Below are 23807 nucleotides of genomic sequence, written 5' to 3'. Positions count from 1 at the left end.
CCATATGTGACGCAATTCGGAAGGACATTCACCCATGCGTCTCGACAAATTCACCACCAAGTTCCAGGAAGCCCTGAGCGACGCCCAGACGCTCGCCCTGGGCAATGACAACGCCTATATCGAGCCTGTACACATGCTCGTGGCCATGCTGCGCCAGGAGGACGGGCCGCGCGCGCTGCTGCAGCGCGCCGGTGTCAATGTGCAGGGCCTGCTGGCCGCAGCGGAAAGCGCAGTCAAGCGCCTGCCGGCCGTGCATGGCCAGGACCAGGTGCAGGGCGGGCCCGAGCTCGGCCGCGTGCTGCAGGCCACCGAGAAGGAGGCCATCAAGCGCGGCGACCAGTTCATCGCCAGCGAGCTGTTCCTGCTCGCGCTGATCGACAGCAAGGGCGAGGCCGCCACCCTTGCCAAGGACAACGGCCTCACGCGCAAGAGCCTGGAGGCGGCCATCGAGGCCGTGCGCGGCGGCCAGAAGATGGACAGCCCCGACGCCGAAGGCCAGCGCGGAGCGCTCGCCAAGTACTGCATGGACCTGACCGAGCGCGCCCGCATGGGCAAGCTGGACCCGGTGATCGGCCGCGACGACGAGATCCGCCGCGCCATCCAGGTGCTGCAGCGGCGCACCAAGAACAACCCCGTGCTCATCGGCGAGCCCGGCGTGGGCAAGACCGCCATCGTGGAAGGCCTGGCCCAGCGCATCGTGGCCGGCGAGGTGCCCGAGTCGCTCAAGGGCAAGCGCGTGCTCAGCCTGGACATGGCGGCCCTGCTGGCCGGTGCCAAGTACCGTGGCGAGTTCGAGGAGCGCCTGAAGGCGGTGCTCAACGAGCTGGCCAAGGACGAGGGCCAGACCATTGTCTTCATCGACGAGCTGCACACCATGGTGGGCGCCGGCAAGGGCGAGGGGGCCATGGACGCGGGCAACATGCTCAAGCCGGCCCTGGCGCGCGGCGAGCTGCACTGCGTGGGTGCCACCACGCTCGACGAATACCGCAAGTACATCGAGAAAGATGCCGCGCTGGAGCGCCGCTTCCAGAAGATCCTCGTGGGCGAGCCCACGGTGGAGGCGACCATCGCCATCCTGCGCGGCCTGCAGGAGAAGTACGAGGTGCACCATGGCGTGGACATCACCGACCCGGCCATCGTGGCCGCGGCGGAGCTGTCGCACCGCTACATCACCGACCGCTTCCTGCCCGACAAGGCCATCGACCTGATCGACGAGGCGGCGTCCAAGATCAAGATCGAGATGGACTCCAAGCCCGAGGTGATGGACAAGCTCGACCGCCGGCTGATCCAGCTGCAGATCGAGCGCGAGGCCGTGCGCCGCGAGAAGGACGAGTCCTCGGTCAAGCGCTTCGGCCTGATCGAGGAGGAGATCGTGCGCCTGCAAAAGGAGATCGCCGACTACGACGAGATCTGGCAGTCCGAGAAAGCCCAGGCCCAGGGCAGCGCGCATGTGCGCGAAGCCATCGACAAGCTCAAGTTCCAGATCGAGGAGTTCACGCGCAAGGGCGACTTCAACAAGGTGGCCGAGCTGCAGTACGGCAAGTTGCCGGACCTTGAGCGCCAGCTCAAGGAAGCCCAGGCCAAGGAGGCCGGCAAGGATGGCGTGGCCAGCGCGCCGCGCCTGCTGCGCACGCAAGTGGGTGCCGAAGAGATCGCCGAAGTGGTGAGCCGCGCCACGGGCATCCCCGTGGCCAAGATGCTGCAGGGCGAGAAGGACAAGCTCTTGCAGATGGAAGGCAAGCTGCACGAGCGCGTGGTCGGCCAGGAAGAAGCGATCACCGCCGTGGCCAATGCCATCCGCCGCTCGCGCTCGGGTCTGTCCGACCCGAATCGCCCCACGGGCTCGTTCCTGTTCCTGGGCCCCACGGGCGTGGGCAAGACCGAGCTGTGCAAGGCGCTGGCGGGTTTCCTGTTCGACAGCGAGGACCACCTGATCCGCATCGACATGAGCGAGTTCATGGAAAAGCACTCGGTGGCCCGCCTCATTGGTGCGCCCCCGGGCTACGTGGGCTACGAGGAGGGCGGTTACCTGACCGAGGCCGTGCGCCGCAAGCCCTATAGCGTGCTGCTGCTCGATGAGGTGGAGAAGGCCCACCCCGACGTGTTCAACGTGCTGCTGCAGGTGCTCGATGATGGCCGCCTGACCGATGGCCAGGGCCGTACCGTGGACTTCAAGAACACGGTGATCGTGATGACCAGCAACATCGGCTCGCACCTGATCCAGGCCATGGTGGGGCAGGACGCCGAGGACATCAAGGAAGCGGTGTGGGGGGAACTCAAGAACCATTTCCGACCCGAATTCTTGAACCGCATCGATGAGACGGTGGTGTTCCACGCGCTGGATGCGAAGAACATCGAGGCGATTGCACGCATCCAGCTGCAACTGCTTGAAGCGCGACTGGCCAAGATGGATCTGCAGCTGCAGATCTCTGCGCCAGCGCTCGAAGAGCTGGCCAAGGTGGGGTTCGATCCGGTGTTTGGTGCCCGTCCGCTCAAGAGGGCCATCCAGCAGCGCATCGAGAATCCCTTGTCCAAGCTGCTGCTGGAAGGCCGGTTCCCGCCCAAGAGCGTGATCCCGGTGACGGTGGATCCGGTGCTGGACCCGGGTGTCTTCCAGTTCGGCGGGGCGTCTGAGCCCGCTTGACGGGAAAAAGGGCGGCCCTGGGAGGCCGCCCGTTGAAAGGAAAGGTGTCGTTTGAACAATCTTGTTTCGGCTCTGGTGCGCTTTACCGTGCGTGCCCTGGTGCTGGCCATGGGGCTGGTGGTGTTCCTGAGCCTGCTGGCTGCAGCGCTGGTGCTGGGTTTGGCGTGGGCAGCGCGCGCGACCTGGGCACGGCTCACGGGCCGGCCCATGACCCCCTGGGTCATGCGGGTCGACCCGCGCACGGGATTCAGCGCTGCCATGCGCTCCAGGGCGCAGTGGGGCGCTGCACGCCAGCCCGATGCGGCCGCCGAGCCGCCAGCGCCGTCGCGGCGCGGCGGGGTGCTTCCCGGGGCCGTGGAGGTGACCGACGTGGAGCCGCGCGAGCTGCGCTGAGCGCTGGTGCAAAGCCGCAGCAGGCGCTGAAAGCGGTGCTCGGCATGCCCCTCTAGACGCGCCGGCATGGTCCGGCGGCAGGGGCCGGGCGCTCTATCATGCGCTCCATGACACCAGCCGACATCCACGCCCTTTTTGAAACCCAGCGGCAGGCAAGCCGCACCCAGGTCGAGGTGCCTTTGCTCGTGCGCCGCGAGCGCCTGCTGCGCATGCGCAAGCTGCTCGATGAAAATGGGCCCGTGCTGGCGGCGGCCGTGCAGGCCGATTTCGGCATGCGCTCGCCCCGGCTCACCGAGGTGGCGGATTTCTTCGTGCTGCGCACGCTGCTGTCGCACACCTTGAAGCACCTGGCGCGCTGGATGAAGCCGCAGAAGGTGCGCACGCCCATCTACCTTCAACCTGCCTCCGCGCACATACAGCGCCAGCCGCTCGGGGTAGTGGGGGTGATCGCTCCCTGGAACTACCCTGTGCAATTGGCGCTTGCGCCCGCCATCACGGCGCTGGCTGCGGGCAACCGTGTGATGCTCAAGCCCAGCGAGCTCACGCCCCACACCTCGGCCCAGCTGGCGCTGCTGGTGGCGCAGTTCTTTGCGCTCGAGGAATTCTGCGTGGTGCAGGGCGATGCCAACCTGGCGGCACTGTTTGCCTCGCTGCCGTTCGACCACCTGGTGTTCACCGGCTCGACGCCCGTGGGCCGCAAGGTGGCGCTGGCGGCCGCGCAGAACCTCACGCCCACTACGCTGGAGCTCGGTGGCAAGTCGCCCTGCATCATCGACGGCCACTGCGACATGCAGGATGCAGCGCTCAAGATCGCCCATGGCAAGCTGCTCAATGCCGGGCAGACCTGCATCGCGCCGGACTATGTGCTGGTGCCGCGCGGGCGCGAGACCGAGTTTGCCAATGCCTACCGGGCCGCCGTGGCACGCCTGTTCCCGACCATCGAAGGCAATCCGGACTACGCTTCCATCATCACGCCGCGCCACCACGCGCGCCTGCGCACCATGCTGCAGCAGGCGCAGACGCAGGGGGCGGAGGTGCAGCCCATCGACCCCACGGCAGGCAAGCCGGTGGTGAACACGGTGGGCACGCTGGGCGATGGCGCAAGCCGCCAGATGCTGCCCACCCTGGTGTTCGGCGTCACTTCGGACATGCAGATCATGCAGGAGGAGATCTTCGGGCCCGTCTTGCCGGTGATCTCGTACGAGCGCCTGGACGATGCCGTGGCACACATCAATGCCGGCCCGCGGCCGCTGGCGCTGTACTGGTTCGGCCAGAGCGAGGCGGTGCGTGACGACGTGCTGCGCCGCACCGTGAGCGGTGGCGTGACGGTGAACGACACGCTGATGCACATCGCGCACGACAACCTGCCCTTTGGCGGGGTGGGCGACAGTGGCTGGGGCGCCTACCACGGGGAGCAGGGCTTTTTGCGCTTTTGCCACCAGAAGTCGGTGCTGGTGCAGTCGCGCTGGGCGATGGGCTCGCTGTTCTACCCGCCCTACGGCGCACGCTTCGACCAGGTCATGGGGCTTCTTCGCCGCTGGCTGTAGCCAGGGCATCGGGCGGCGGGGACTCTGGCACGGCGCCGCTGATCAGTTGCACGATGGCATCGCGCAACTGCCCCGTGGACACCGGCTTGTGCAGCAGCAGGGCCGAGGTGGTCTGCGCGTCGCGCAGGCGCTGGGGCGAGGTGTCGCCGGTCATGATGATGGCCGGCACCGCTACGCCCAGGTAGGCGCGCAGGGCCTGCAGCACCTGCTTGCCGGTTTCTTCGTGGCGCAGGCGGAAGTCGGTGATGATCAGGTCGGGCGTGCTGTCCTCGATGTGATCGAGGGCATCGGCGCTGGATTCGGCCGTGGTGCAGTGGCAGCCCCAGCTTTGCAGCAGGGCCTGCATGCCCAGGCGCACCGACTCGTCATCGTCGATGGCCAGCACATGCAGGCCCGTGAGATCGAAGTGGTTGAACGAGGGCGGGGCTTCGTCCTCCAGAGCGCCCTGCCAGGCGTCGAGCCAGAGCCGGAACACCGAGCCCCGCCCGGGACGCGAACTCAGCTCCACCGAGGTGCCCATCTCGCGCGCCAGGCGTTTCACGATGGCCAGACCCAGCCCCAGGCCCTTGCGGCGGTCGCGCTCGGGGTTGCCCAACTGGTGGAATTCCTGAAAGATGTTGTCCCACTGGCTTTGCGGTATGCCGGCCCCGGTATCCCACACCTCCAGCGCGATGCGCCGCCCCCGGCGGCGGCAGGCGATCAGCACGCCGCCGCGTGCGGTGTAGCGCAGCGCGTTGGAGATGAAGTTGTGCATGACCAGCATGACCAGCGAGCGGTCGGCATAGGCTGCGGTGGAGGTCTCGTGCGTGCGGTACACCAGCCCCGCATTGTCGGCCTGCACGCCGAATTCCTGCTCCAGCGCGGTCAGCAGGGGCTGCACGGCGAAGGCAGCGGGCCGCATCTTGACGACGCCGGCCTCCAGCCGCGAGTAGTCGAGCAGGGTGGTGAGCATTTCCACGGCCGCGCTGGATGCGGCCTGCGCGTGGCCCAGCACGGTCAGCTGGTGCGGGCTCATGGGGCTGCGCTGCAGGGTTTCCAGGAACAGGCCCATGGCATGCAGCGGCTGGCGCAGGTCGTGGCTGGCGGCGGCGAGAAAGCGGGATTTGTCCCGGTCGGCGCGCTCGGCTTCTTCTTGCGCGGCCAGGGCGCGCTGCGATTCGGCGCGCAGCTCGGCCACCAGCCGCTCATTGTCGAGCTTGAGGGCGATGCTGCGGCGGGTGGCCGTGTCGCCCGTGCTGGCCTGCAGCCCGGTGAGGGCGTAGTACACCAGCACCAGGAACAGGGCAGGCCACATGGCAGGGCCGCCGCTCATGGCCACGGCCACGAAGATGCCCCCGACAGCGCAGCTGAGGTAGGTGATGTAGGCACGGTACAGCGGAGCCCCCAGGCCCAGCGCACCGGAGGAGACGGTGCTGACAATGCCGATGGCGTAGATCACGCTTTCGGGATAGCCCCAGTACAGCACCACGTAGCCCAGGCTGCCCCAGCTCAGGCCCATGGCGGCCATGCAGGCCATGAGCTTGCGTGCCGAGTGCAGCACCGGGTCGCGTTGCGGCGCCATGCCGCGCAGCGTGATGTACACCCCGATGACCACCAGCGCGTGCGAGACCAGCCAGATGCTGACCACCTGGGTGTCGGCCACGCGCGCCATCACCCACAGGGTGCCCAGCGCCGTGGCCAGGGACGCCAGCAAGGTCATGGGGAAGTTCTGGCGCAGCAGCGTGACCTGCTCGCGCAGCACCTCGTCGCGCTCCCAGCGCCGGCGTGCCCAGGGCCAGCGCGGGATCAGCGGCAGGGCTTCAGACAACGTCATGGAGCGGCGGCATGGACAGGCCCAGGCGCTGCGCGGCCAGCAGCGCGGCACTGCGGCTGTTGACGCCCAGCTGCGCAAAGATGGCAGCCACATGCACGCGCACGGTGTTCTCGCTCAGGCCCAGGTGGCGCGCGATGACCTTGTTGGGCTTGCCGGTGCACAGCAGCGACAGCACTTCGAGCTGGCGCGCAGTGAGGCTGGGCGCAGCAGGTGCGCGCAGGGAGGCGGTATTTCCGCTGTTCGCGGGAAAGCAGGGCTGGCCGGAGAGTGCGACGCTGATCGCCTCCAGAATGTCCTCGCCGCTGGCCGATTTGGGCAGGAAGCCATCGGCGCCACGCGAGCGGGCTTCGTAGACCGCATCGGGTGCGATGCTTGCAGATACGAGTACGATGCGGGCGGTTGGATACGATTGACGCAGAAGGCGCAGGCCGTCGAGTCCGCTCATGCCCGGCAGCTGGATGTCCAGCAGCACCAGGTCCACCGGGGCCGGGGGCAGGGCACAGGCTTCGGCGATCGAGCCGGCTTCGGCAATCGAGCCGACGGAGGGGTGGTCCTGCACGATCAGGCGCAAGCCGGTTCGGAACAGGGTGTGGTCGTCAATGAGCAACAGGCTGGCGGGCATGCCATGAGTATTGCGCACAACACCCCACGAGGGAACGGGTGTGAACTAGTCCATTTGTGCGATGGACGCAATGGCAGGCGGTTTTTAGACTTTCCTCCATGCAGTGACCCTGGTACCGTACGGGATCGGCGTACTGTGGCGGTTGGGTCGGCCCAACCTTCTTCCAACCACCAGGGGAATACAACATGGCTGCCAGCGCTCTTTCGAACCCAACGCCTTCATCGCCCGAGCACAAGCCCTCTGCGGGCGTGGGAGTGGGCGGCAATTGCATTGCACAGATCGTGCATGACAACTGCCCGGACCTGCTGGCATCGGCGGGCGTGATCATCGAGCACCTGGATGCGCAGGCCGGCAATTGGCAGTTTTCGATCGACAATGGCCTGACCTGGCGCAGCGCCCGCACCGACCTCATCAACCGCCCGGGCTGCATGGGCCTGGCGCTGGACCGCGATGCCCGCCTGCGCGTGCTGCCTTTCAGCGGCCACCGGGTGAGTGGCGTGCGCATTGTGTTCCATACCGTGCAGCGCAGCCACGGCCAGGGCAGCGGCAGCTACCGCGCCTATGCCCCGGATGAGCGCGATGGGGGCTCGCGCAGCGTGACCCTGGTGGTGGGGTTGAATGCCGTCAACGGCATGCCGCCCGAGGTGAAGGTGCCCCGCCCGCGCAACAAGCGTGCGCTGGCCCAGTCGGCCCGCGAACGCGCAGGCGATGGCCTCGGAGGCTCGCTGGCCCTGGCCTGACAAGGCATTTGGGGTCGCTTTCGGGGGCTGGTCTGCAAGGGACTGCAGGCCCGGGTACCCTACCGGCGAGGGGTGAAAAACCGTTTGCGGCGACAATGCCGGTCCTTTCGTTTTTTCACACCCTGTTTTCGTTCGGTTTTTTCATGTCCAGTATCCAGGTTCGTCCCGCTACGCTTCGCGATGCCAAAGCCATCGCCCAGATCCACACCGTCTCCGCCCAAGAGGCTTACAAAGGGCTGGTGCCAGACGAGCAATTGAAGTCCATGTCCTCCGTCGACAAGCGCCAGGCCTACTGGCGCGAAGCCATCGAGTATTGCGAGCCCCAGGTGCAGGTGGCCATCGATGGCGAGAAGATCGTCGGTTTTGTCGGCTATGACCGCTCGCGCGATGAGAAGTCCCGCCCCACCACAGGCGAAATCTGGGCCATCTACGCCGCCCCCACCCACTGGAACCAAGGCGTCGGCCTGGCCCTGTGGGATGCTGCCCGCGATGGTCTCCAGGAAGAAGGTTGCACCAATGTCACGGCCTGGGTGCCGCTGCGCAACGAGCGCGCCATCCGTTTCCACGAAATGGCGGGCTTCAAGCAAGAACTTTCCACCGCCAAGACCAATGTGATCGGTGGCGTCAAGATCGAAGAAGTGCGCCTGAAGCGCCCCATCAACTAAGGCTTCGATGATCGAGTGGAACCACCTGGGCCAGGCCCACAGTGCCCAGTGGCGCTCCGAGAGCAGCGCCCCTGTCCCCCGCCGGGTGGTGACCGCTGATGACACCCTGTCTGCCGATACCGCCTACCGCCTGGCCTGCGAGGGCACGGGCCTGCTCTGGCAGGGCGACTTCCAGAACGCGCGCATGCTGCTGCAGGCGCTGATGCGCCGGGTGGACCGCAAACCGGCCAAGGCGGCGGCCAAGGCTGCCGAAAAGGCGGCGACCGCCACCCCGGCCCAGGCGTTTCACCTGCACCGCCAGGCGCAAGCCCAGCGCGCGCGGGTGCTGTCGTCGATCCTGATCCCCCTCTCGCCTGACTACGGCATCGATCTGCGTCGGGCTCCGGACTGGCGCCAGGCCTGCACCGAGGCCTGGGGGCCGGCCCGTGGCGAAAGCTCGGTGGCCACGCTGCGCGAGCTGCTGGGCCTGGTGGGCGCCTTCGAATGGCGCAAGAAGGGCGTGGAAGTGCCCGCGCTGGGCGAGGGCCCGCACAACCGCATCCACCCGCACTATGGGGTGTTCTCTCCGGTGCGGGGCGAGTATGTGGACCTGGTGGCCAATACCTCGCTGCCCACCACCGCGCTGGCGTTCGACATCGGCGCGGGCACCGGCGTGCTGTCTGCGGTGCTGGTGCGCCGCGGCGTGCAGCGCGTGGTGGCCACCGACCAGGATCCGCGCGCCATGGCCTGCGCGCGTGACAACCTCAAGCGCCTGGGCGTGCTCGATCGGGTGGAGTTGCTACAGGCGGACCTGTTTCCGCCCGGGCAGGCTCCGCTGGTGGTGTGCAACCCTCCCTGGGTGCCGGCGCGCCCGAGCTCGCCCATCGAGCATGCCGTGTACGACGAAGGCAGTCGCATGCTGCGCGGCTTCCTGGCGGGCCTGGCGGCCCACCTGGAGCCGGGTGGCGAAGGCTGGCTGATCCTGTCGGACCTGGCCGAGCACCTGGAACTGCGCCCGCGCGAGCAACTGCTGGGCTGGATTGCCGAGGGCGGGTTGCGTGTGCTGGGTCGCCATGACGTGCAGCCCCGGCATGCCAAGGTGGCCGACGCCGGCGACGCCCTGCACGCCGCCCGTGCTGCCGAGGTGACCTCTCTTTGGCGGTTGGCGGCCATCAGCTGAGCAATTGCCCCGCGAGCCCGGGGAAATTACACCGGGGATGGCGTGCTGGTGGGTTCCTGGGGCAGCAACTGGTCCATGCGGTCGCGTATGGTCTGGGCGCGCTCGGGCCCGGCCATCTGCGCCACTTCCTCCAGCAAGGCTTCACCGACGTCGAGCATGCTGGCGCGGTCGCGTGCACCGCGCAGGGCCTCGTGGAACTGCCGCGCCAGTGCGGGGTCGCGGCGCGCGAACATGCGCTCGCAGATGTCGAACAGGTACATGCGCGTGCCGGCCAGTGAGCGCAGCGCGTCGCTGGGGTTTCCTGCGGTCGGTGTCGTGGTGGGCTCGGAAATCACCAAAGGGGCTGTGGCCGCCGCTGGCGGGGGTGCCTCTGGCAGGGCGGCCGGGCCGGTGAGATAGCCCTGGCGCATGAGGTTGTCCACGATCTGCGCGCCGATGCCGTTGTACATGGCCTGCAGGTCGGACAGCGACTTGCCGTCGGCCAGCAGCAACAGGGACCGTTCGCGCAGGCTCAGCGTGCGGACGCCGGGTGACAGTTCCAGGCGGGCTTTGTCGGTTTTTTGGAGCAGCATGGTGGGGACGCGGGGCGGGCATGGAGCGGGGTGCCTGCGATTGCAGCACCCTGGCATGACGCTGTGATGACCCGGCTGCCGCACAATGGCGGGTTGCCCGCTTCCCCTGTGGGTGGTTTTTCTCTGTGACCTTGCTTCTGCGATGACCCTGCTGCTGGCCCCGATGGAGGGGCTTCTCGATTTTGTGCTGCGTGATGTGCTCACCCGCGTGGGCGGCGTGGACCGCTGCGTGTCCGAGTTCATCCGCATCACGGGCACGCTGTTGCCGGACAAGGTGTTCCTGCGCTACCTGCCCGAACTGCGCAATGGCAGCCGTACGCTGGCCGGGGTGCCGGTGCGCGCCCAGTTGCTGGGCTCCGACCCCGTGAGCATGGCCGAGAATGCGGCGCGCCTGGCGGCGCTGGGCCCCGAGGGGATCGACCTGAACTTTGGCTGCCCGGCCAAGGTGGTGAACCGCCACGGGGGTGGTGCCGCCCTGCTGCAGGAGCCCGAGCGCATCGCCGCGCTGGTGGCCGCGGTGCGGCGCGCCGTGCCGGCGCACCTGCCGGTCTCGGCCAAGATGCGCCTGGGCTTCAACGACGCGGGCCTGATGCGCGAGTGCGCGCAGGCCATGGAAGCGGGTGGCGCCTGTGAGCTGGTGGTGCATGCCCGCACCAAGGTCGATGGCTACCGGCCCCCGGCGTATTGGGAGCAGATACCGGCCATCCGTGCTGCGGTGGGGCTGCCCGTCGTGGCCAATGGCGAGATCTGGACCGTGGCCGACGCGCTACGCTGCCGCGCGGTGTCGGGCTGCGATGCCTTGATGCTGGGTCGCGGCATGGTGGCCGACCCGGGGCTGGCGCGGGCCATCCGTGCCAGTGATGCCAGTGCACCGGGGACCGACACCGTGGAATGGGACGACCTGCTGCCGCACATCGCCGCGTTCTGGCAACTGGTGTGCGACGACCTGGAGCCGCGCCAGCGCGCGGGTCGCCTCAAGCAGTGGCTGAACCTGATGCGTCGGCGCTTCCCCGAAGGCGAGGTGGCGTACCAGCATGTGCGGACGATGACGGACCAGCGTGCCATCACGGCCTGGGTGGACGCTTTGCAGGACCGCGTCACGGGCTGAATCAGAGCAGGTGGTCTGGGGCGAGCGGGCCGAGCAATTGCAGCAGCAGGCGCAACGGCGCGCTGGCATCAGGTTCCGTGGTGCTGTTTTGCAGGCCGCTGCCCTGCGGCGCATGCCACAGCAACTGGTTGCCCGGCTGCTGCAGTTCCACACGCCAGGCCAGTTCGCCCAGGGCCGGTTCCAGCTGCGTGGTGATGCGCCGGGACAGTTCGGTGCTGCGGATCAGCAGCGCGATCTCGGTGTTCTGCCTTTGCGAGCGCATATCGAGGTTCATCGAGCCGATGGCGACCAGGCGGCCATCCATCACCAGCAGCTTGGAGTGCAGCATGGCGCGCGAACTGCCCACCGAGCCGGTGGGCGAAGAGCCGCTGCCGCCCGAGGAGCCACCCGGGCTGCCGAACGCACTGCCCAGGCCGCTGAGTTCGCTGCGCATTTCGTAGAGCTCCACCCCCATGGCCAGCAGCTCCGGCCGGTGCCGGGCATAGCCGGCATGGGCAATGGGTGCGTCGTTGGACGCCAGCGAGTTGGTGAGCACCCGCACACGCACGCCACGTTGGCGGGCCTGGGCAAAGGCCTGTTTCATGTCGGGGCCGGGCACGAAGTAGGGTGAGACGATGAGCAATTCGCGCCGGGCCTGGCCCATCAGGTGCAACAGACCGTCCACCACCGTGTCGCCCTCGCCGGCATCGTTGGTGTCCGTGGAGGGGGGCGCCGCCGCGCCGCTTGCGGCTGCCGGTGCATGGCCCCCCGCAGAAGGAGCGATGCGTGCCGCTTGCAGGGCATTGGATCCGGTGGCGGGTGCCGTGGCCGGCGACGCCATGTTGGCAGGGCCTTCGGCCGGGATCTTGGCGGGCTGGTCAACCAGCACCACGGCGGGCGCCCAGACAAAGGCGGCGCTGCCCAGGTCCATGGGCTGGTAGTCCCAGATGCGGTTGTGTGGGGCTCCCGGGTGGGCAAGGGCATCCTGTCCCTGGGCCGGCACCTTGGCGGGCGGCTGCGATGCCTGGGTATTGCTGTCCAGGGCCACCTGGCGCTCCCGTTCTGCCGCGTCGGCCGCTTCGTACTGGTGGCGCATGGCGTCCAGCTCCTCGCGCGTGACCAGGGACTGCACGGGGTAGGCGCGCTGGTTGTTCCAGTAGTGGTCGAAGCTGCGCGAGAGGTCCTGCACGATGGGGCCGGCGGCCAGCACGTCCAGATCGACGAAATTGCCGGCATCGGCTGTGCCGAAGTAAGCGTCGCCCAGGTTGCGCCCGCCGGTGACGCCCATGGCGTTGTCGGCAATGAAAAGCTTGTTGTGCATGCGCTGCTGGGCCCGTGAAAAGTCCGTGACCGCGCCGAACATGCGGCCCAGCGTGGAGCCGCGCGCGCCCGTGAGCGGGTTGAACATGCGCATCTCGATGTTGGGCACGAAGGCCAGGCGCATGACCTGCGCATCGCGCCCGGCACTGTGGAAGTCGTCGAGCAGGACCCTGACCCTCACTCCACGCCCGGCGGCCGACACCACGCTCCGGAGCAGGCGCTCGGTGCTGGCGTCGGCGTGGATGGCGTAGTACTGCAGGTCCAGCGTCTTCGTTGCTGCGTCCACCAGTGCCAGGCGGCTGCTGTAGGCCGCCTGGGGCCCGCCCAGCAGCAGGAACCCCGACGGGTAGCGCCCTGCTGCGGCCTGCCGGCTGGTTTCCACCAACTGCCCCAGGGGCGTGCTGGCGGGGGAGGCGAGGGCGCTGGATTCGGGGCGGGTCACGTCCTGGGGCAGTCCCGCGCAACCCGTGGCCACCGCCACGGTGAGCGTGGCAGCCAGGGCCATCCAGCCGCAGCGGGCGGCGGTGGCAAGCTCTTTGAAAGTGGCGATGGGGGCGGGCATGGGGAGGAGGCCTTCTGGATACTACCGAAGGTATAGCCCGCGCCCCGCGCCCCCGCTGTCGGACGGCGCGCCGAAACGTAACGCCGTGTGAACGGCGCCACGCTTGGCAACTGCTTACCAGCTGACTTCGCGGTCTGGCGTGGCGCTGATCTTGTGGATGGAAAGGTCGGCGCCGTCGAATTCCTCTTCCTGCGATAGCCGAAGGCCCACGGTGGCCTTGAGGGCGCCGTAGACCACCAGCCCGCCCAGGACCGCCCAGACCACGCCCAGGGTGGTGCCGATCAACTGCGCGCTGAAGGCCACCCCGCCGAGGCCGCCCAGGGCCTTGCTGCCGAAGATGCCGGCGGCCAGGCCGCCCCAGGTGCCGCACAGGCCGTGCAGGGGCCAGACGCCGAGCACGTCGTCGATCTTCCACCGGTTCTGCGTCAGGGTGAACAGCAGCACGAAGATGGTGCCGGCAATGGCGCCCGTGACCAGTGCGCCCAGCGGGTGCATCAGATCGGAGCCTGCGCACACGGCCACCAGGCCGGCCAGCGGGCCGTTGTGTACGAAGCCCGGGTCGTTCTTGCCCAGCACCAGGGCGGCCAGCGTGCCGCCCACCATGGCCATCAGCGAGTTGACCGCGACCAGCCCCGAGAGCTTGTCCACGGTCTGCGCGCTCATCACGTTGAACCCGAACCAGCCGACCACCAGGATCCAGGCGCCGAGGGCCAGGAACGGGATGTTCGATGGCGGGTGGGCCGAGATGGCGCCATCCTTGCGGTAGCGGTTGGCGCGCGAGCCGAGCAGCACCACGGCAGGCAGGGCGATCCACCCGCCCACGGCATGCACCACGACCGATCCCGCGAAGTCATGGAACTCTTCGCCCGTGAGCGACTTGATCCAGGCCTGCACGCCGAAGTGCTGGTTCCAGGCGATGCCCTCGAAGAACGGGTAGACGAAGCCGACGATGACGGCCGTGGCGATGAGCTGCGGCCAGAACTTGGCGCGCTCGGCAATCCCGCCCGAGACGATGGCCGGAATGGCCGCCGCGAAGGTCAGGAGGAAGAAGAACTTGACCAGCGAATAGCCGCTCTGCTGGACCAGGGTCTCGGCACCTACGAAGAAGTGTGTGCCATAGGCCACGCTGTAGCCCACCACAAAGTACACCACGGTGGACACGGAGAAGTCCACCAGGATCTTGACCAGGGCATTCACCTGGTTCTTCTTGCGGACCGTGCCCAGCTCCAGAAAGGCGAACCCGGCATGCATGGCCAGCACCATGATTGCCCCGAGCAGAATGAACAAGGCGTCCGTGCCCTGTTTGAGTGCTTCCATACCATCTCCACGCGATTGTTTGATCTGTTTTGGTGCATCTCACTGCGGCATGCAATGAATGCACCAAAACCAAGCAAAAAATGCGCCAGCATGTGGCATGCGTCACCGGGGTGGTGCTGGGTTGTTTTGGTGCATGGACTCTCCAGTGGGCTGGCCCAGCTGGGCATGGACCACGGGGAGTCGGCGGGTCAGAAGTTATCGCGCCCCTGAACCCGTGCCACAATGCGCAGATCGGGTCCGATGTGCTCCACCGAAACGTATTCGAGCGAGGTCCCATCCGCCAGGGCTTGCAAAGGCGCTGTCTGGGCTATGCCCAGGCCCGGCCCGAGCAGCCGGGGTGCGAGGTAGAGCAGCAACTCGTCCACCAGCCCCTCGCGCAGGAAGGACCCGTTGAGCTTGTGGCCGGCCTCCACATGCAATTCGTTGATGGCACGCCGGCCCAGGTCCTGGAGCATGGCGCCCAGGTCCACCTTGCCCTGGGGATTGGAAAGTTGGATCACGGTGGCGCCGCGGCCTTCCAGTGCCGCCTTTCTTTCGCGGTCATCGCTGGCGGTGTAGATGAGGCAGGTGCGGCCCGGGATGGAGAACAGGCATGCCTGCAGCGGGGTCTGCAACTGGCTGTCCACGATCACCAGGTGCGGCTGGCGCGGCGTGGCAACTTCGCGCACGTCCAGGCGCGGGTCGTCATCGAGCACCGTGCCGATGCCCGTGAGCACGGCGCAGGCGCGCGCGCGCCAGGCATGGCCATCGGCCCGTGCGGCGGGCGAGGTGATCCACTGGCTCTGCCCGTTGGCCAGCGCGGTGGTGCCGTCCAGGGACGCGGCGGTCTTCATGCGCACCCAGGGCGTGCCGCGCACCATGCGGCTGAAAAAGCCGATGTTGAGCTCGCGCGATTCTGTCGCGCCAGGGCCCACGACTACATCCACCCCAGCAGCGCGCAGGCGCGCAAAGCCCTGGCCCGAGACCAGGGGGTTGGGGTCTGCCAGCGAGGCCACCACCTTGCCGATGCCGGCACCGATCAGCGCATCGCAGCAGGGCCCCGTGCGGCCCTGGTGAGAGCAGGGCTCCAGCGTGACGTAGGCGGTGGCTCCGCGCACGTCGTTGCCCAAGGCTGCCGCATCGCGCAGCGCCATGACTTCGGCGTGCGGGCCGCCGGCCTGCTGGGTGAAGCCCTGGCCGAGGACGTTGCCATCGGGCGTGGTGATGACGCAGCCCACGCGGGGATTGGGGTTGGAAAGACAAAGCGCCTGAGTGGCTAGCTCAAGCGCTTTTGTGGTGTGTTGTTGTTCCGAAGAGGTCGCCATGGTGGCGTGCATGCTAGCGCATGCGGGGCCTGTCGGATGGGGGCGGGGTCACTTGTTCCAGCAGTCGGCCACGGTAAGGGTAGCGGGAGTGAACGCCACCATGTTTCGAGTCCCTGTATTGGTCAGCGTCAGATTGCCGCACTTGTCACCTGATTGAGGTGTGCCTGCCTTGCGTGTGGCGGTCAGAGTAAAGGCGGCATTGGTGGAAGGGCCCCCTACCCCATTGCCGATGGAAATAGTGTAGCGCTTGGCTGGGTCTCCGGCCCAGGTCATATTGGTGGGGAGTGCAAGGGGGTACACCCCCGTGGCCGTCGAGGCGCGCTCCAAATACTGGGCAGCTTGCTGCAGACCGGCGCGCGCATCAGCACGGTGACCGCGCCGGATGAACTCTGTGTAGCTGGGTATCGCGACCGCAGTGAGGATGCCAACGGTGGCCACCACCGTCATGAGCTCAATGAGGGTGAAGCCTCGTTGCCGTGCAGGTATGTTGCTGTTCATTCTGTGCATCGTACATTCCTTAGGCCAGATTAACGGATCTGGCGCCAGCTAGGACGCATGGATTCCTCGGGTGGAGCGGCAAGCCTTTCGCCTCCGGGGCTTCCGCCGCCACCGCCACTGCCGCCCGTGCCCTTGGCATCCATGTCGATATTCTCGAACTTATCCTTCTTGATGATGCTGTGTGGACCCTTGGTCACTTTGGCCCGCGAGACACCCTGGTCGGCCGCAGTGTACGACTTGTCAGCGTTCATATCCACGATCTGGAACGTGGGGCGCTTTCCGTCCATGATGTTGACAAAGGTGCGGTACTGGCGCTCACCATCCACGGAGGTCGAGTCGCAGCTCTCGACGTTCGGATCCACATTGGAGCCCTTGGCGGGGACTTGCGACCACACCGTGAGGAGGTTGGTTGCGTCGTAGAACTCCAGGGGTTTCAGCAGCCGCTCGCCCACGGCAGGCAGGTCCATGTACCAGCCGTTGTAGTTGCCCCATGTCTCCAGTTTGAGTTCATCCACGACATCGACCGTGGCATAGTCGGCGCTGACATCGGTGAATTTCTGCTGCGCCAGCTTGGCCGTTGCGACACCTGTACCCAGCGCCGTGGGGGTGGGGACGCAGTCTGCACCATTGGGGCAGCTTCCGCCGCCAGGATGGACCTCCAGTCGCTTGCTCGCTCCGGTGCCCACCACGCGGTACCGGGTATTGTCCAGAACGGAGTACAGGGATTGCACATCCACATTGGATGGGTCGGTGACATCCACATTGCGGCCCGTGCCAAAGGCGACCATCATGCCGCCCACGCGCGAGGTTGTCGCCGTGGGGCCGCTGCCCGTTTTCTTGTTCCGGTCATTGGCGCGCACAGTCGGGGCCGTGGAAATCGGCTGGATCTTGGTGCGCGACGCATTGCCCAAGGCTGCCGGTCCCTGGGCCGTGAACAGCGGGCTGCCGCCGAAGGCGACCTTCCAGTTGCCAGCGGTGGCGCTGGTCAGGTCAAACTTCCACATATTGCCTCGGTTGTCTCCAGCGTAGACGACATCGATGCGGCTGTCACCATCCAAATCCACCACGCGCGGCGCGCCAAGCCCATTGTCGTTGGCATTGCCTGTACCCGCGGCCTGGGTGGTGGTGGGAATGCGCACCAGCTCACGCAGGCCGTCCAGGTACTGGATCAGCAGCACCGGGCGCTGGTTGGTGCTGTTGTAGCCGTTGCCCAGCACTACCGCCCAGCGGTTGTTGTTCATTCGTGTGATCTGCGTGGTGCGCATGGCGTCGGTTTCACTGCGCACGGGCCGGGCCGTGATGTGGCCGATGTCCTTGTCTTCTTCCACTACCTTGTCGCACATCGTTTTTTCAGCCCCCGTCATAGCGCCGCAAATGGGGGCCGCTTCGGTGGAGCCGCGTGTACGGTCGAGCTTGACAAGGGTCTGAGCATTGCCTTCGGAAAAACCGGGTACGGAGGTCGGGGACGCGGTGCCGGTGGGGTTAGTCACATCCAGCACGAAATAACCTTTGCCCCCCTGGCCCAAGGTGCCTACCAGGTAGGTGCGCCAGTCGGGGACAAAGGCCGCATAGTTGGGGTCGGTGGGATCTTGTGCGCCTCCGTTGGCGTCGATGTCCCCGGTCATGGGCGATCCGTCGACAAAATAACGGTGCTTGTTGTTGTACTGTGGGTCGGTCAGCAGGTTCAGGGTGGGTATCACCCCCCGAGGCACGTAGGCCAGCTTCTCCTGGCCATCGGCCGTTGAAAAACCGTGCAGCATGCCATCGTTTCCGCCCACGTAGATCATGGGTGGGCGTGACTTCTCGCTGCGCACGAAGTTCGCGTAGCCCTTGAGCAGCGAATCTCCTGCAGGCGCGCCGGTGTACCACACATCGGAGTTGATGATGTCGCCCTGGCGGCTCTGACGTTCGCGATAGGGCTTGGTTGCGGTATATCCGGTGTCGTCGGAACCCTCCTTGCTGCGCTCACCACGGATGTAGTCAAGCCGTTCCTGGCCTTTGGTGGCTGTTTCGACGGTGCCGCCAACATTCGTTTGCAGCCAGGTCTTCTGTGCCGTGCTGAGGTTGGCTTCGTCCGACGCCCACTTGAAAGGCACGCCACCCCGGTATTTGCTGGTGTCCCATTTGTCGCTCCAGCTCAGTACCAGACGGGTGCTTATGGTTGCCAGGGCATCCAGCTTGTCTGCGGTATTCTTGCCGCCCCAGCCTGGGTCGCTGACGGAGCTGCCGTCGGGTTTCACCCGTTCGGCAGTCACGAACCCCTTCCAGCCATTGGTGGGCTCATAGGCCGCCGTGTACTTGCCCACTTCGCTGCGCGAGACGTTGGAGCCGCTGGTGGCGCTGGCGCTCAGATCGGGATCGGTGGCGGTATTGATCTGGCCGAAGATTTCGCGGAAGGCCTTTTCCAGGTCTTCGCCTTTGGTCACTGCATAGAAGCGCCCGCGGCCGTTCAGGGCCGCATGCCACAGGTCCAGCGAACGCCTGTCTTCGGCACTCATGGCGGGCCAGGTCTTGGTGCCCGTCACCAGATCGCGGAAGCTGCCGTCATAGCCAAACGGGGTCTTTTCCGTGGGGGCTGCAATGGTGGGGGCACCCGGCCAGGTGGTGGATACGGTGCTGAAGCCGATGGTGTAGGTCACCATATGCGTCCACGTGGCTGGGTTGTAGCGTGGGTTCCAGTAGCGCTCCAGGATGGCATCCTTGTTTGCGGTGTCCTTGCCGAAATTCTCGGTGGCGGGGGCCTTTCGGTAATCCGCCGCAGGCTGCATGGTGCCGGTCAATCCCGAAGTCTGCATCGGCGTTGCCCAACTGTAGAACGCCCAGTCGGCCAATGTCTTCGTCTGGGTATCGCGGTAAAGGGCGGTTTTGGCTTGTTCGGCAGTGGTTCCCCCATACACATTGCCATCCGGCAAGGTCAGGCTGGTTGCGTTGTCGCGCTTGGCAGTGTTTGGAATGTCGTAGTCAGTACCGTTCCAGCGGCCGTCCGTCATCATGATGTGATAGGTCCGGCGGCAGGCCAGGTAGGGGCTCGCCGTTGTGCCGGGGTCCGACGCCCAGGCGCTGCTGGTGCCCAGCGGCTGGCGCATGTATTCGTCAGCCTGCTTGAACATCAGGTGGGAGGGCGTGCCGTTGGTCGCCTTCAGGTTGCTGATGAAGCTGATGAAGTTGTTGCGGTGGGCCGTGTTCAGCCGGCGCATGGAGTTGGTCTTCATGGTGGAGCTGTTGACGCTGAGCGCGTCGGGCGAACCACCGTTGTTCCACATCGCCTGCCAGGACAGCCGGATCTTCTTGTCGGGCAGCAGTGTGGTGTCGCGGAAGATACCGCCTACTCCGCCACTGCCGACCATCGTGTACTTCAACACGTTGATGCGCTTGGCGTTGGCAGGCCAAGTGCCATCGACGTTGGGTATCGTCTGGTTGTTGCTCGTGCTGGCTTCGCTGTCCAGGCGGTATTCCATACTCCCAGAATCGTCGATCGAGATGATCACATTGGGCGAGACATAGGGCTCCACTGTGCCTGGCGGCGACTGTGCCAGGTCCAGAGCCCAGGCGCCATGCGGCGCCAGCGCGGCGCTTGCCGCCAGGGCGATGAGGTGCTTGCGAAAACGGGGGGCTGCGGTGCGGGGCATGGCGCGCTCCTTGGAGGGTTGGGTATGAAAACTAGCGCCAGAACTTGTCGGTCAACGGTCCAGGCGATTTTGAAGGTTGGTATGGTGGAGCTGCTTCAGTTTTTGCGAAGTTGCCGCACATACGTCTGCTGTAGCACAGCCATCGTGTTGGGCTTGCGCCCATACGCCACAGCAGTGATGCGGTATGCCACATTGGGGCTCAAGTTCAGGCGCAGCACGTCGGGTTTGCTAGGGTCAATGATCACACTGGAATTGCTATCGTCGTAGCGCAGCAATTCAATCCAGTACCAGCCGCCCTGGTTGTTGGGGGAGGCTGCGCTCCACTGAAGGATGGGATTCGCGGGGGAGCTTGTATCTCCCTGGGTTGCGCCGGTGTACTGGCCATAGCGCGCACCGATGCCGGGCTGGGTCATGTCCTCGAGCTTGACTTCGCCAGACTTCAAATCAAGCGGTAGTGGGAGCGTTGCGTTCGTGTAGTTCCAGAAGTCTTGCCGCCCTGTGCGTTTGGTGCACAAGCCGGTGCGGCATTTGGTTGTCTGGGTGTCCAGGCTGGCCAGAAGAGGTGTGACTTCCTGCGCATCCACTGGAATCTTGTCGGCGGCGGCAGTCAGGTCGCGGCATGTGGCTGCGGTGCAGGGGGTGCCGTCTGCAAACTCGCGCCGGATGTCGAGCTCGGCGTCTTGCAGCAAGGCCTGGGCGGCCTCGAAAGCACGTTGGTAGTCGGCGTCGTTGCCCACAACCATTTCGTTGAACAGCGAAGTGCGGGACGCCCACAGTGCCAGCAGCATGGACAGCATGACGAAAACGATGACGATAAACAGCGCCACGCCTCGCTGCTGTGGGCGCAGTGGCCGGTGGTTGGGGAGGGAGGGCCTTGGCATGGGGACTTTTCTCGTCAAGGGTTACATGGAAGCGGTCAGCCCCTGGCTGCGCATCTGGAAGACGTTGCGAAACACGGAGTGGATGCGGCGCGCTCGCGCGCCGGTCAGGGTGGTCATGTCCACAGCGGTGCCGTTGCAATCGGTGTACGTGCTGCCAACGGGCATGCTGACGGACTCGGTGCCATAGAGCACCAGGCACACCTCCACTGCCTGCACGCGGCCCCAGTTGGTGCCCACTCCGGCTGCGTCGACAGTTTGTATGGTGGGGTTGCCCAGCGCGCTCACGGTGTCCTGCAGCAGGTAGCGCACCTGGAAGTTGGCAACGTTCTGCGCGATCGACTGGGCCGCCGCACTGTTGCCGCTGCATTGCAACTCACTGCCGGTGAGCTGAAAAATGCTCTCCAGGCGCTGGTCTGCATTGGCACCGTCAGGGCCGCCGACGCAGTTGCGTGCCAGCGTTTGTTCTGCGGCACTGCTGAAAACGGGCTCCGTAAAGCGGCGGTAGCCCAGGGTGACGGTCGCTGGCGTGTTGGTGCCGGCAATCGTATCCGTGGAGGGGTTGAAACCCTTGGCACTGCCCGAGGCGGGGGCGGTGGCTTCAAAACCCACGGGTGCAATGTACAGGTCTTGCGCAATGAGGGAGCTGGGATTCATGTTCAAGCGCACTGAGCCCGCCTGGCGCAGCTGCAGGCCAATGACACGCATGGCGTAGGCTGCCTGCTGTTGAATGCCGCTGGTGTCGGTCACCGTTCCTGAGATGCCGCGCGACAACGTGAGTGCGCCCATGGCCACCGCAATAGTCAACAGGCCGATGGTGACGCCCACCATCAACTCGATCAGTGTGAACCCGCGTTGTGCGCGTGGAGTTTTCAGCAGGGCTTTGTGTAGATTTCGGCCAGGGTGACGCCTGGCCGGGCAGGCGATGGGGAGGGCATTTTTTTCACGCATGTCAAACCCCTGGGCAGTAGTACATGGTGGCATTGCTGCCGGGGGCGTAGGGTGCGCAGCGGGCTGCGACAGGGATGTACTGGAGGTGGCAAGTGAAGTTGGCGGGGCAGAGAAAAGCTGCGCCATTGCTCAGGGTGCCGTCGGCGGCCCGAACCTTGGTGGCATCGATGTCATCCTTGTAGGCGGCAGTGATCTCACGCTCATTCTCGCGCCAGGCGATCATCACTCCCAGTTGGCGCCGTTGCCCAGCTGCCACGGCGGCTTCGGCTGGCGGTATGAAGATGCTGGCCTGGCCAAGGGGGAGGTTGTCCCGGACGGTCTTTTTCCAGACGGCCAGGTCATAGGTTGCCAACTGCGTGTGGGTGCAGCCGGTGGCGCAGCTGCCTACCGTTGGGGTGGCCGCGAACGTTGTGACGTAGCTGGCCATGTCTACCAACGCGTTCGGGTTGGTCTTCATGCGTTCGCCCAGGTCTTCAATAAGGCGGATGGCTTGCGCTCGGCGCAGCGAGGTTGACGTATCGGTCAGGGTGCGCATTTGGACGCCCAGGACGCCAAGGATGCCCAGAGACATGACGGCGATGGCGACCAGGGACTCGATCAGGCTGACGCCGTGTTGCGAGCCAGAGTGTCGGACGTTTGCGGAACGCATGGAAAATCCTCTTTGACCAGGGCGGGGGGTTCTTGCGGATTCGGGGTAGAGGGGGGGGCTCAGCATGCTTCGCCCCCCTTCTTGCGGACAATGCGTCCCCCGGTGCCGACACACAGGCGGGCAGAACTGATGTCGGCCATGGTTTTGGTTTCGGGTGTGATATCAAAGAACAGGTTGGTAGGAACACCTGCTCCGGCTCCCGTCGAGTGCGAGGCCATTCCCCAACGGTCTACGACGATCTTGCCCGTGCTGCCTGCCAAGCTTACTGTCATCCGGGTGGACTCTGGCACGTTTTGCAGAGCGCATTCATTGGGTTGGACTGCAGAATTGCAGGCATCCTTCAAGCCGTTGCCATTCACGTCGAAGAACACTTCCCAGCCGCAGCCCCATTGAGCTACCCCTACACCGTTGTTACAGGTTCCGGCGTCGTTGTTATCTTTCTTGAGGATGATGACGTTCCCACCTCGTTTGATGGCTTCTGAGCGCGCCAGATACATGGTGGATGTCATGCTTTCCGCCGTATCTCGAACCCGCCAACGCTCAATCAGTGGCCTGAAGCTGGGTCCGACCAGTGCGCTCAATACCGCCACAATGGCCACGACGACCATGAGTTCAATGGCCGTGAACCCGCCACTGGAGCGCGGGGCTCTGCCGGGTGTGTGAACTCCAGACCAATGATTAAGGCTCGGTGCTTGCATGATTTTCATATTAAGTGACCGGATGTGACGTGACCATGGTGTACTGACCAGTGGCATGGAAGCCGGGACGAGCGGCCGGAAGCTGTATCGCCAAGGGTACTGCCGTCGCTTCCTGCTGCCGGGCGGCCCAGGCAAGTGTGCCAGGCCGTTTTGCGCTTCCTGTTGCACTTGAAGCTGTTTTGTCGCTTGCTTTTGTGTGGTGCAGGGCGCAGGCCCTTCTGTGCCAAGTCTGGAGATTCTGGGCGCAACTGAAGGCTTCGGCAAGCCAAAAAGACCCATTTCCCAGGGCGCAGGCTATAATCCGATGGTTTTGCATGGTGCAAGACGCACGCCACCGGCCTTTCCAGCGGGTGGCGCAAGTAAAAACCGGGGTCTTCGGCGTTCTACTGCAGCCCCCATCCAAGGAAAAAACAAATGATCGCATCCTCCATCAAGGCCGAAGTCGTCAAGGCCAACGCCCGTGCTGCCAACGATACCGGTAGCCCAGAAGTGCAAGTGGCCCTGCTGACGGCCCGCATCAACGAACTGACCCCCCACTTCAAGACGCACGCCAAGGACCACCACGGTCGCCGCGGCCTGCTGCGCATGGTGAGCCGTCGTCGCAAGCTGCTGGACTACCTCAAGGCCAAGGACGCTGACCGCTACACCGCCCTGATCGCCAAGTTGGGTCTGCGCAAGTAATCCCGATTGCATGCCAAAACGCCTGGGTTAGTCCGCTAGCTCAGGCGTTTTTTACTTCGGAGCCGCAAAACAGAGCGA

Annotated in this window: 20 protein-coding genes; 8 read left to right on the top strand and 12 right to left on the bottom strand. The window is 65.7% G+C overall.

Annotation, left to right across the window (positions count from 1 at the left end; translation table 11 throughout):
* The first annotated feature begins 34 nt into the window (after positions 1 to 34).
* The 3 genes from clpB (at position 35) to AC0IZS_RS01205 (ending at position 4584) form a co-directional block, all read left to right on the top strand.
* Positions 35 to 2644 (top strand): ATP-dependent chaperone ClpB, encoded by a 2610-nt coding sequence (clpB, locus tag AC0IZS_RS01215; RefSeq protein ID WP_471633974.1) that lies wholly within the window; start codon positions 35 to 37, stop codon positions 2642 to 2644.
* Positions 2645 to 2695: 51 nt separating this feature from the next.
* Positions 2696 to 3037 (top strand): hypothetical protein, encoded by a 342-nt coding sequence (locus AC0IZS_RS01210; RefSeq protein ID WP_471633973.1) that lies wholly within the window; start codon positions 2696 to 2698, stop codon positions 3035 to 3037.
* Between the two features lie 107 nt (positions 3038 to 3144).
* Positions 3145 to 4584: a coniferyl aldehyde dehydrogenase gene (locus tag AC0IZS_RS01205; protein ID WP_471633972.1), complete on the top strand. Its 1440-nt coding sequence runs from the start codon at positions 3145 to 3147 to the stop codon at positions 4582 to 4584.
* Here AC0IZS_RS01205 and AC0IZS_RS01200 read toward each other — a convergent pair.
* Both AC0IZS_RS01200 and AC0IZS_RS01195 read right to left on the bottom strand, forming a co-directional pair.
* Positions 4556 to 6397 (bottom strand): ATP-binding response regulator, encoded by a 1842-nt coding sequence (locus tag AC0IZS_RS01200; protein ID WP_471633971.1) that lies wholly within the window; start codon positions 6395 to 6397, stop codon positions 4556 to 4558. The genes AC0IZS_RS01205 and AC0IZS_RS01200 overlap by 29 nt on opposite strands.
* Complete coding sequence (locus tag AC0IZS_RS01195; protein WP_471633970.1) at positions 6384 to 7019, bottom strand: response regulator; 636 nt, start codon at positions 7017 to 7019, stop codon at positions 6384 to 6386. The genes AC0IZS_RS01200 and AC0IZS_RS01195 overlap by 14 nt, the downstream gene beginning before the upstream one ends.
* Positions 7020 to 7204: 185 nt before the next feature.
* On the opposite strand from AC0IZS_RS01195, the gene AC0IZS_RS01190 reads away from it, so the two are divergent.
* The 3 genes from AC0IZS_RS01190 (at position 7205) to AC0IZS_RS01180 (ending at position 9583) form a co-directional block, all read left to right on the top strand.
* Positions 7205 to 7759, top strand: coding sequence for a hypothetical protein (locus AC0IZS_RS01190; protein ID WP_471633969.1), 555 nt, complete (start codon positions 7205 to 7207; stop codon positions 7757 to 7759).
* Positions 7760 to 7902: 143 nt separating this feature from the next.
* Positions 7903 to 8424 carry a GNAT family N-acetyltransferase gene (locus AC0IZS_RS01185; protein WP_035202087.1) on the top strand — a complete coding sequence of 174 codons (522 nt, stop codon included), beginning with the start codon at positions 7903 to 7905 and terminating at the stop codon, positions 8422 to 8424.
* A 7-nt stretch (positions 8425 to 8431) separates the two neighbouring features.
* Complete coding sequence (locus AC0IZS_RS01180) at positions 8432 to 9583, top strand: methyltransferase (RefSeq protein WP_471633968.1); 1152 nt, start codon at positions 8432 to 8434, stop codon at positions 9581 to 9583.
* A gap of 26 nt (positions 9584 to 9609) precedes the next feature.
* Here AC0IZS_RS01180 and AC0IZS_RS01175 read toward each other — a convergent pair whose 3' ends face one another.
* Positions 9610 to 10155, bottom strand: a complete 546-nt coding sequence (locus AC0IZS_RS01175) for a hypothetical protein (RefSeq protein WP_471633967.1) — start codon at positions 10153 to 10155, stop codon at positions 9610 to 9612.
* 142 nt (positions 10156 to 10297) lie between these two features.
* On the opposite strand from AC0IZS_RS01175, the gene AC0IZS_RS01170 reads away from it, so the two are divergent.
* Entirely contained in the window at positions 10298 to 11263 is a 966-nt protein-coding gene (locus AC0IZS_RS01170; protein WP_471633966.1) for a tRNA dihydrouridine synthase, read from the top strand.
* 1 nt (position 11264) lies between these two features.
* On the opposite strand, the gene AC0IZS_RS01165 is transcribed toward AC0IZS_RS01170, so the two are convergent.
* From AC0IZS_RS01165 to AC0IZS_RS01125, 9 genes are all read right to left on the bottom strand, one after another.
* Positions 11265 to 13124, bottom strand: a complete 1860-nt coding sequence (locus AC0IZS_RS01165) for a phospholipase D family protein (protein WP_471633965.1) — start codon at positions 13122 to 13124, stop codon at positions 11265 to 11267.
* Between the two features lie 114 nt (positions 13125 to 13238).
* The gene (locus AC0IZS_RS01160; RefSeq protein ID WP_471633964.1) at positions 13239 to 14441 is read right to left on the bottom strand and encodes an ammonium transporter; all 1203 of its coding nucleotides are present in this window, start codon (positions 14439 to 14441) and stop codon (positions 13239 to 13241) included.
* A 188-nt stretch (positions 14442 to 14629) separates the two neighbouring features.
* On the bottom strand, positions 14630 to 15757 hold the full coding sequence (gene ribD / locus AC0IZS_RS01155; protein WP_471633963.1) for a bifunctional diaminohydroxyphosphoribosylaminopyrimidine deaminase/5-amino-6-(5-phosphoribosylamino)uracil reductase RibD: 1128 nt from the start codon (positions 15755 to 15757) through the stop codon (positions 14630 to 14632).
* A 36-nt stretch (positions 15758 to 15793) separates the two neighbouring features.
* Positions 15794 to 16243, bottom strand: a complete 450-nt coding sequence (locus AC0IZS_RS01150) for a type IV pilin protein (RefSeq protein ID WP_471633962.1) — start codon at positions 16241 to 16243, stop codon at positions 15794 to 15796.
* A gap of 29 nt (positions 16244 to 16272) precedes the next feature.
* Positions 16273 to 19872 (bottom strand): pilus assembly protein, encoded by a 3600-nt coding sequence (locus AC0IZS_RS01145; RefSeq protein ID WP_471633961.1) that lies wholly within the window; start codon positions 19870 to 19872, stop codon positions 16273 to 16275.
* A gap of 95 nt (positions 19873 to 19967) precedes the next feature.
* Complete coding sequence (locus AC0IZS_RS01140) at positions 19968 to 20753, bottom strand: pilus assembly PilX family protein (RefSeq protein ID WP_471633960.1); 786 nt, start codon at positions 20751 to 20753, stop codon at positions 19968 to 19970.
* 21 nt (positions 20754 to 20774) lie between these two features.
* Complete coding sequence (locus AC0IZS_RS01135; protein ID WP_471633959.1) at positions 20775 to 21701, bottom strand: PilW family protein; 927 nt, start codon at positions 21699 to 21701, stop codon at positions 20775 to 20777.
* A 1-nt stretch (position 21702) separates the two neighbouring features.
* Entirely contained in the window at positions 21703 to 22350 is a 648-nt protein-coding gene (gene pilV / locus AC0IZS_RS01130; protein WP_471633958.1) for a type IV pilus modification protein PilV, read from the bottom strand.
* Positions 22351 to 22409: 59 nt separating this feature from the next.
* The gene (locus tag AC0IZS_RS01125; protein WP_471633957.1) at positions 22410 to 23057 is read right to left on the bottom strand and encodes a GspH/FimT family pseudopilin; all 648 of its coding nucleotides are present in this window, start codon (positions 23055 to 23057) and stop codon (positions 22410 to 22412) included.
* Between the two features lie 405 nt (positions 23058 to 23462).
* Between AC0IZS_RS01125 and rpsO the strand changes: the two genes are divergently transcribed.
* The gene (gene rpsO, locus AC0IZS_RS01120) at positions 23463 to 23729 is read left to right on the top strand and encodes a 30S ribosomal protein S15 (protein ID WP_005793232.1); all 267 of its coding nucleotides are present in this window, start codon (positions 23463 to 23465) and stop codon (positions 23727 to 23729) included.
* The last annotated feature ends 78 nt before the right edge of the window (positions 23730 to 23807 follow it).

The organism is Acidovorax sp. AC410, assembly GCF_979253235.1.
The sequence above is the reverse complement of the archived record's forward strand: the minus strand, read 5'-3'. Positions and strand labels throughout refer to the sequence as shown.

Coding starts and splice junctions, on each gene's coding strand:
- clpB (WP_471633974.1), top strand. CDS start 35: ATGCGTCTCGACAAATTCACCACCAAGTTCCAGGAAGCCCTGAGCGAC.
- AC0IZS_RS01205 (WP_471633972.1), top strand. CDS start 3,145: ATGACACCAGCCGACATCCACGCCCTTTTTGAAACCCAGCGGCAGGCA.
- AC0IZS_RS01200 (WP_471633971.1), bottom strand. CDS start 6,397: ATGACGTTGTCTGAAGCCCTGCCGCTGATCCCGCGCTGGCCCTGGGCA.
- AC0IZS_RS01195 (WP_471633970.1), bottom strand. CDS start 7,019: ATGCCCGCCAGCCTGTTGCTCATTGACGACCACACCCTGTTCCGAACC.
- AC0IZS_RS01190 (WP_471633969.1), top strand. CDS start 7,205: ATGGCTGCCAGCGCTCTTTCGAACCCAACGCCTTCATCGCCCGAGCAC.
- AC0IZS_RS01185 (WP_035202087.1), top strand. CDS start 7,903: ATGTCCAGTATCCAGGTTCGTCCCGCTACGCTTCGCGATGCCAAAGCC.
- AC0IZS_RS01180 (WP_471633968.1), top strand. CDS start 8,432: ATGATCGAGTGGAACCACCTGGGCCAGGCCCACAGTGCCCAGTGGCGC.
- AC0IZS_RS01175 (WP_471633967.1), bottom strand. CDS start 10,155: ATGCTGCTCCAAAAAACCGACAAAGCCCGCCTGGAACTGTCACCCGGC.
- AC0IZS_RS01170 (WP_471633966.1), top strand. CDS start 10,298: ATGACCCTGCTGCTGGCCCCGATGGAGGGGCTTCTCGATTTTGTGCTG.
- AC0IZS_RS01165 (WP_471633965.1), bottom strand. CDS start 13,124: ATGCCCGCCCCCATCGCCACTTTCAAAGAGCTTGCCACCGCCGCCCGC.
- AC0IZS_RS01160 (WP_471633964.1), bottom strand. CDS start 14,441: ATGGAAGCACTCAAACAGGGCACGGACGCCTTGTTCATTCTGCTCGGG.
- ribD (WP_471633963.1), bottom strand. CDS start 15,757: ATGCACGCCACCATGGCGACCTCTTCGGAACAACAACACACCACAAAA.
- AC0IZS_RS01150 (WP_471633962.1), bottom strand. CDS start 16,243: ATGAACAGCAACATACCTGCACGGCAACGAGGCTTCACCCTCATTGAG.
- AC0IZS_RS01145 (WP_471633961.1), bottom strand. CDS start 19,872: ATGCCCCGCACCGCAGCCCCCCGTTTTCGCAAGCACCTCATCGCCCTG.
- AC0IZS_RS01140 (WP_471633960.1), bottom strand. CDS start 20,753: ATGCCAAGGCCCTCCCTCCCCAACCACCGGCCACTGCGCCCACAGCAG.
- AC0IZS_RS01135 (WP_471633959.1), bottom strand. CDS start 21,701: ATGCGTGAAAAAAATGCCCTCCCCATCGCCTGCCCGGCCAGGCGTCAC.
- pilV (WP_471633958.1), bottom strand. CDS start 22,350: ATGCGTTCCGCAAACGTCCGACACTCTGGCTCGCAACACGGCGTCAGC.
- AC0IZS_RS01125 (WP_471633957.1), bottom strand. CDS start 23,057: ATGAAAATCATGCAAGCACCGAGCCTTAATCATTGGTCTGGAGTTCAC.
- rpsO (WP_005793232.1), top strand. CDS start 23,463: ATGATCGCATCCTCCATCAAGGCCGAAGTCGTCAAGGCCAACGCCCGT.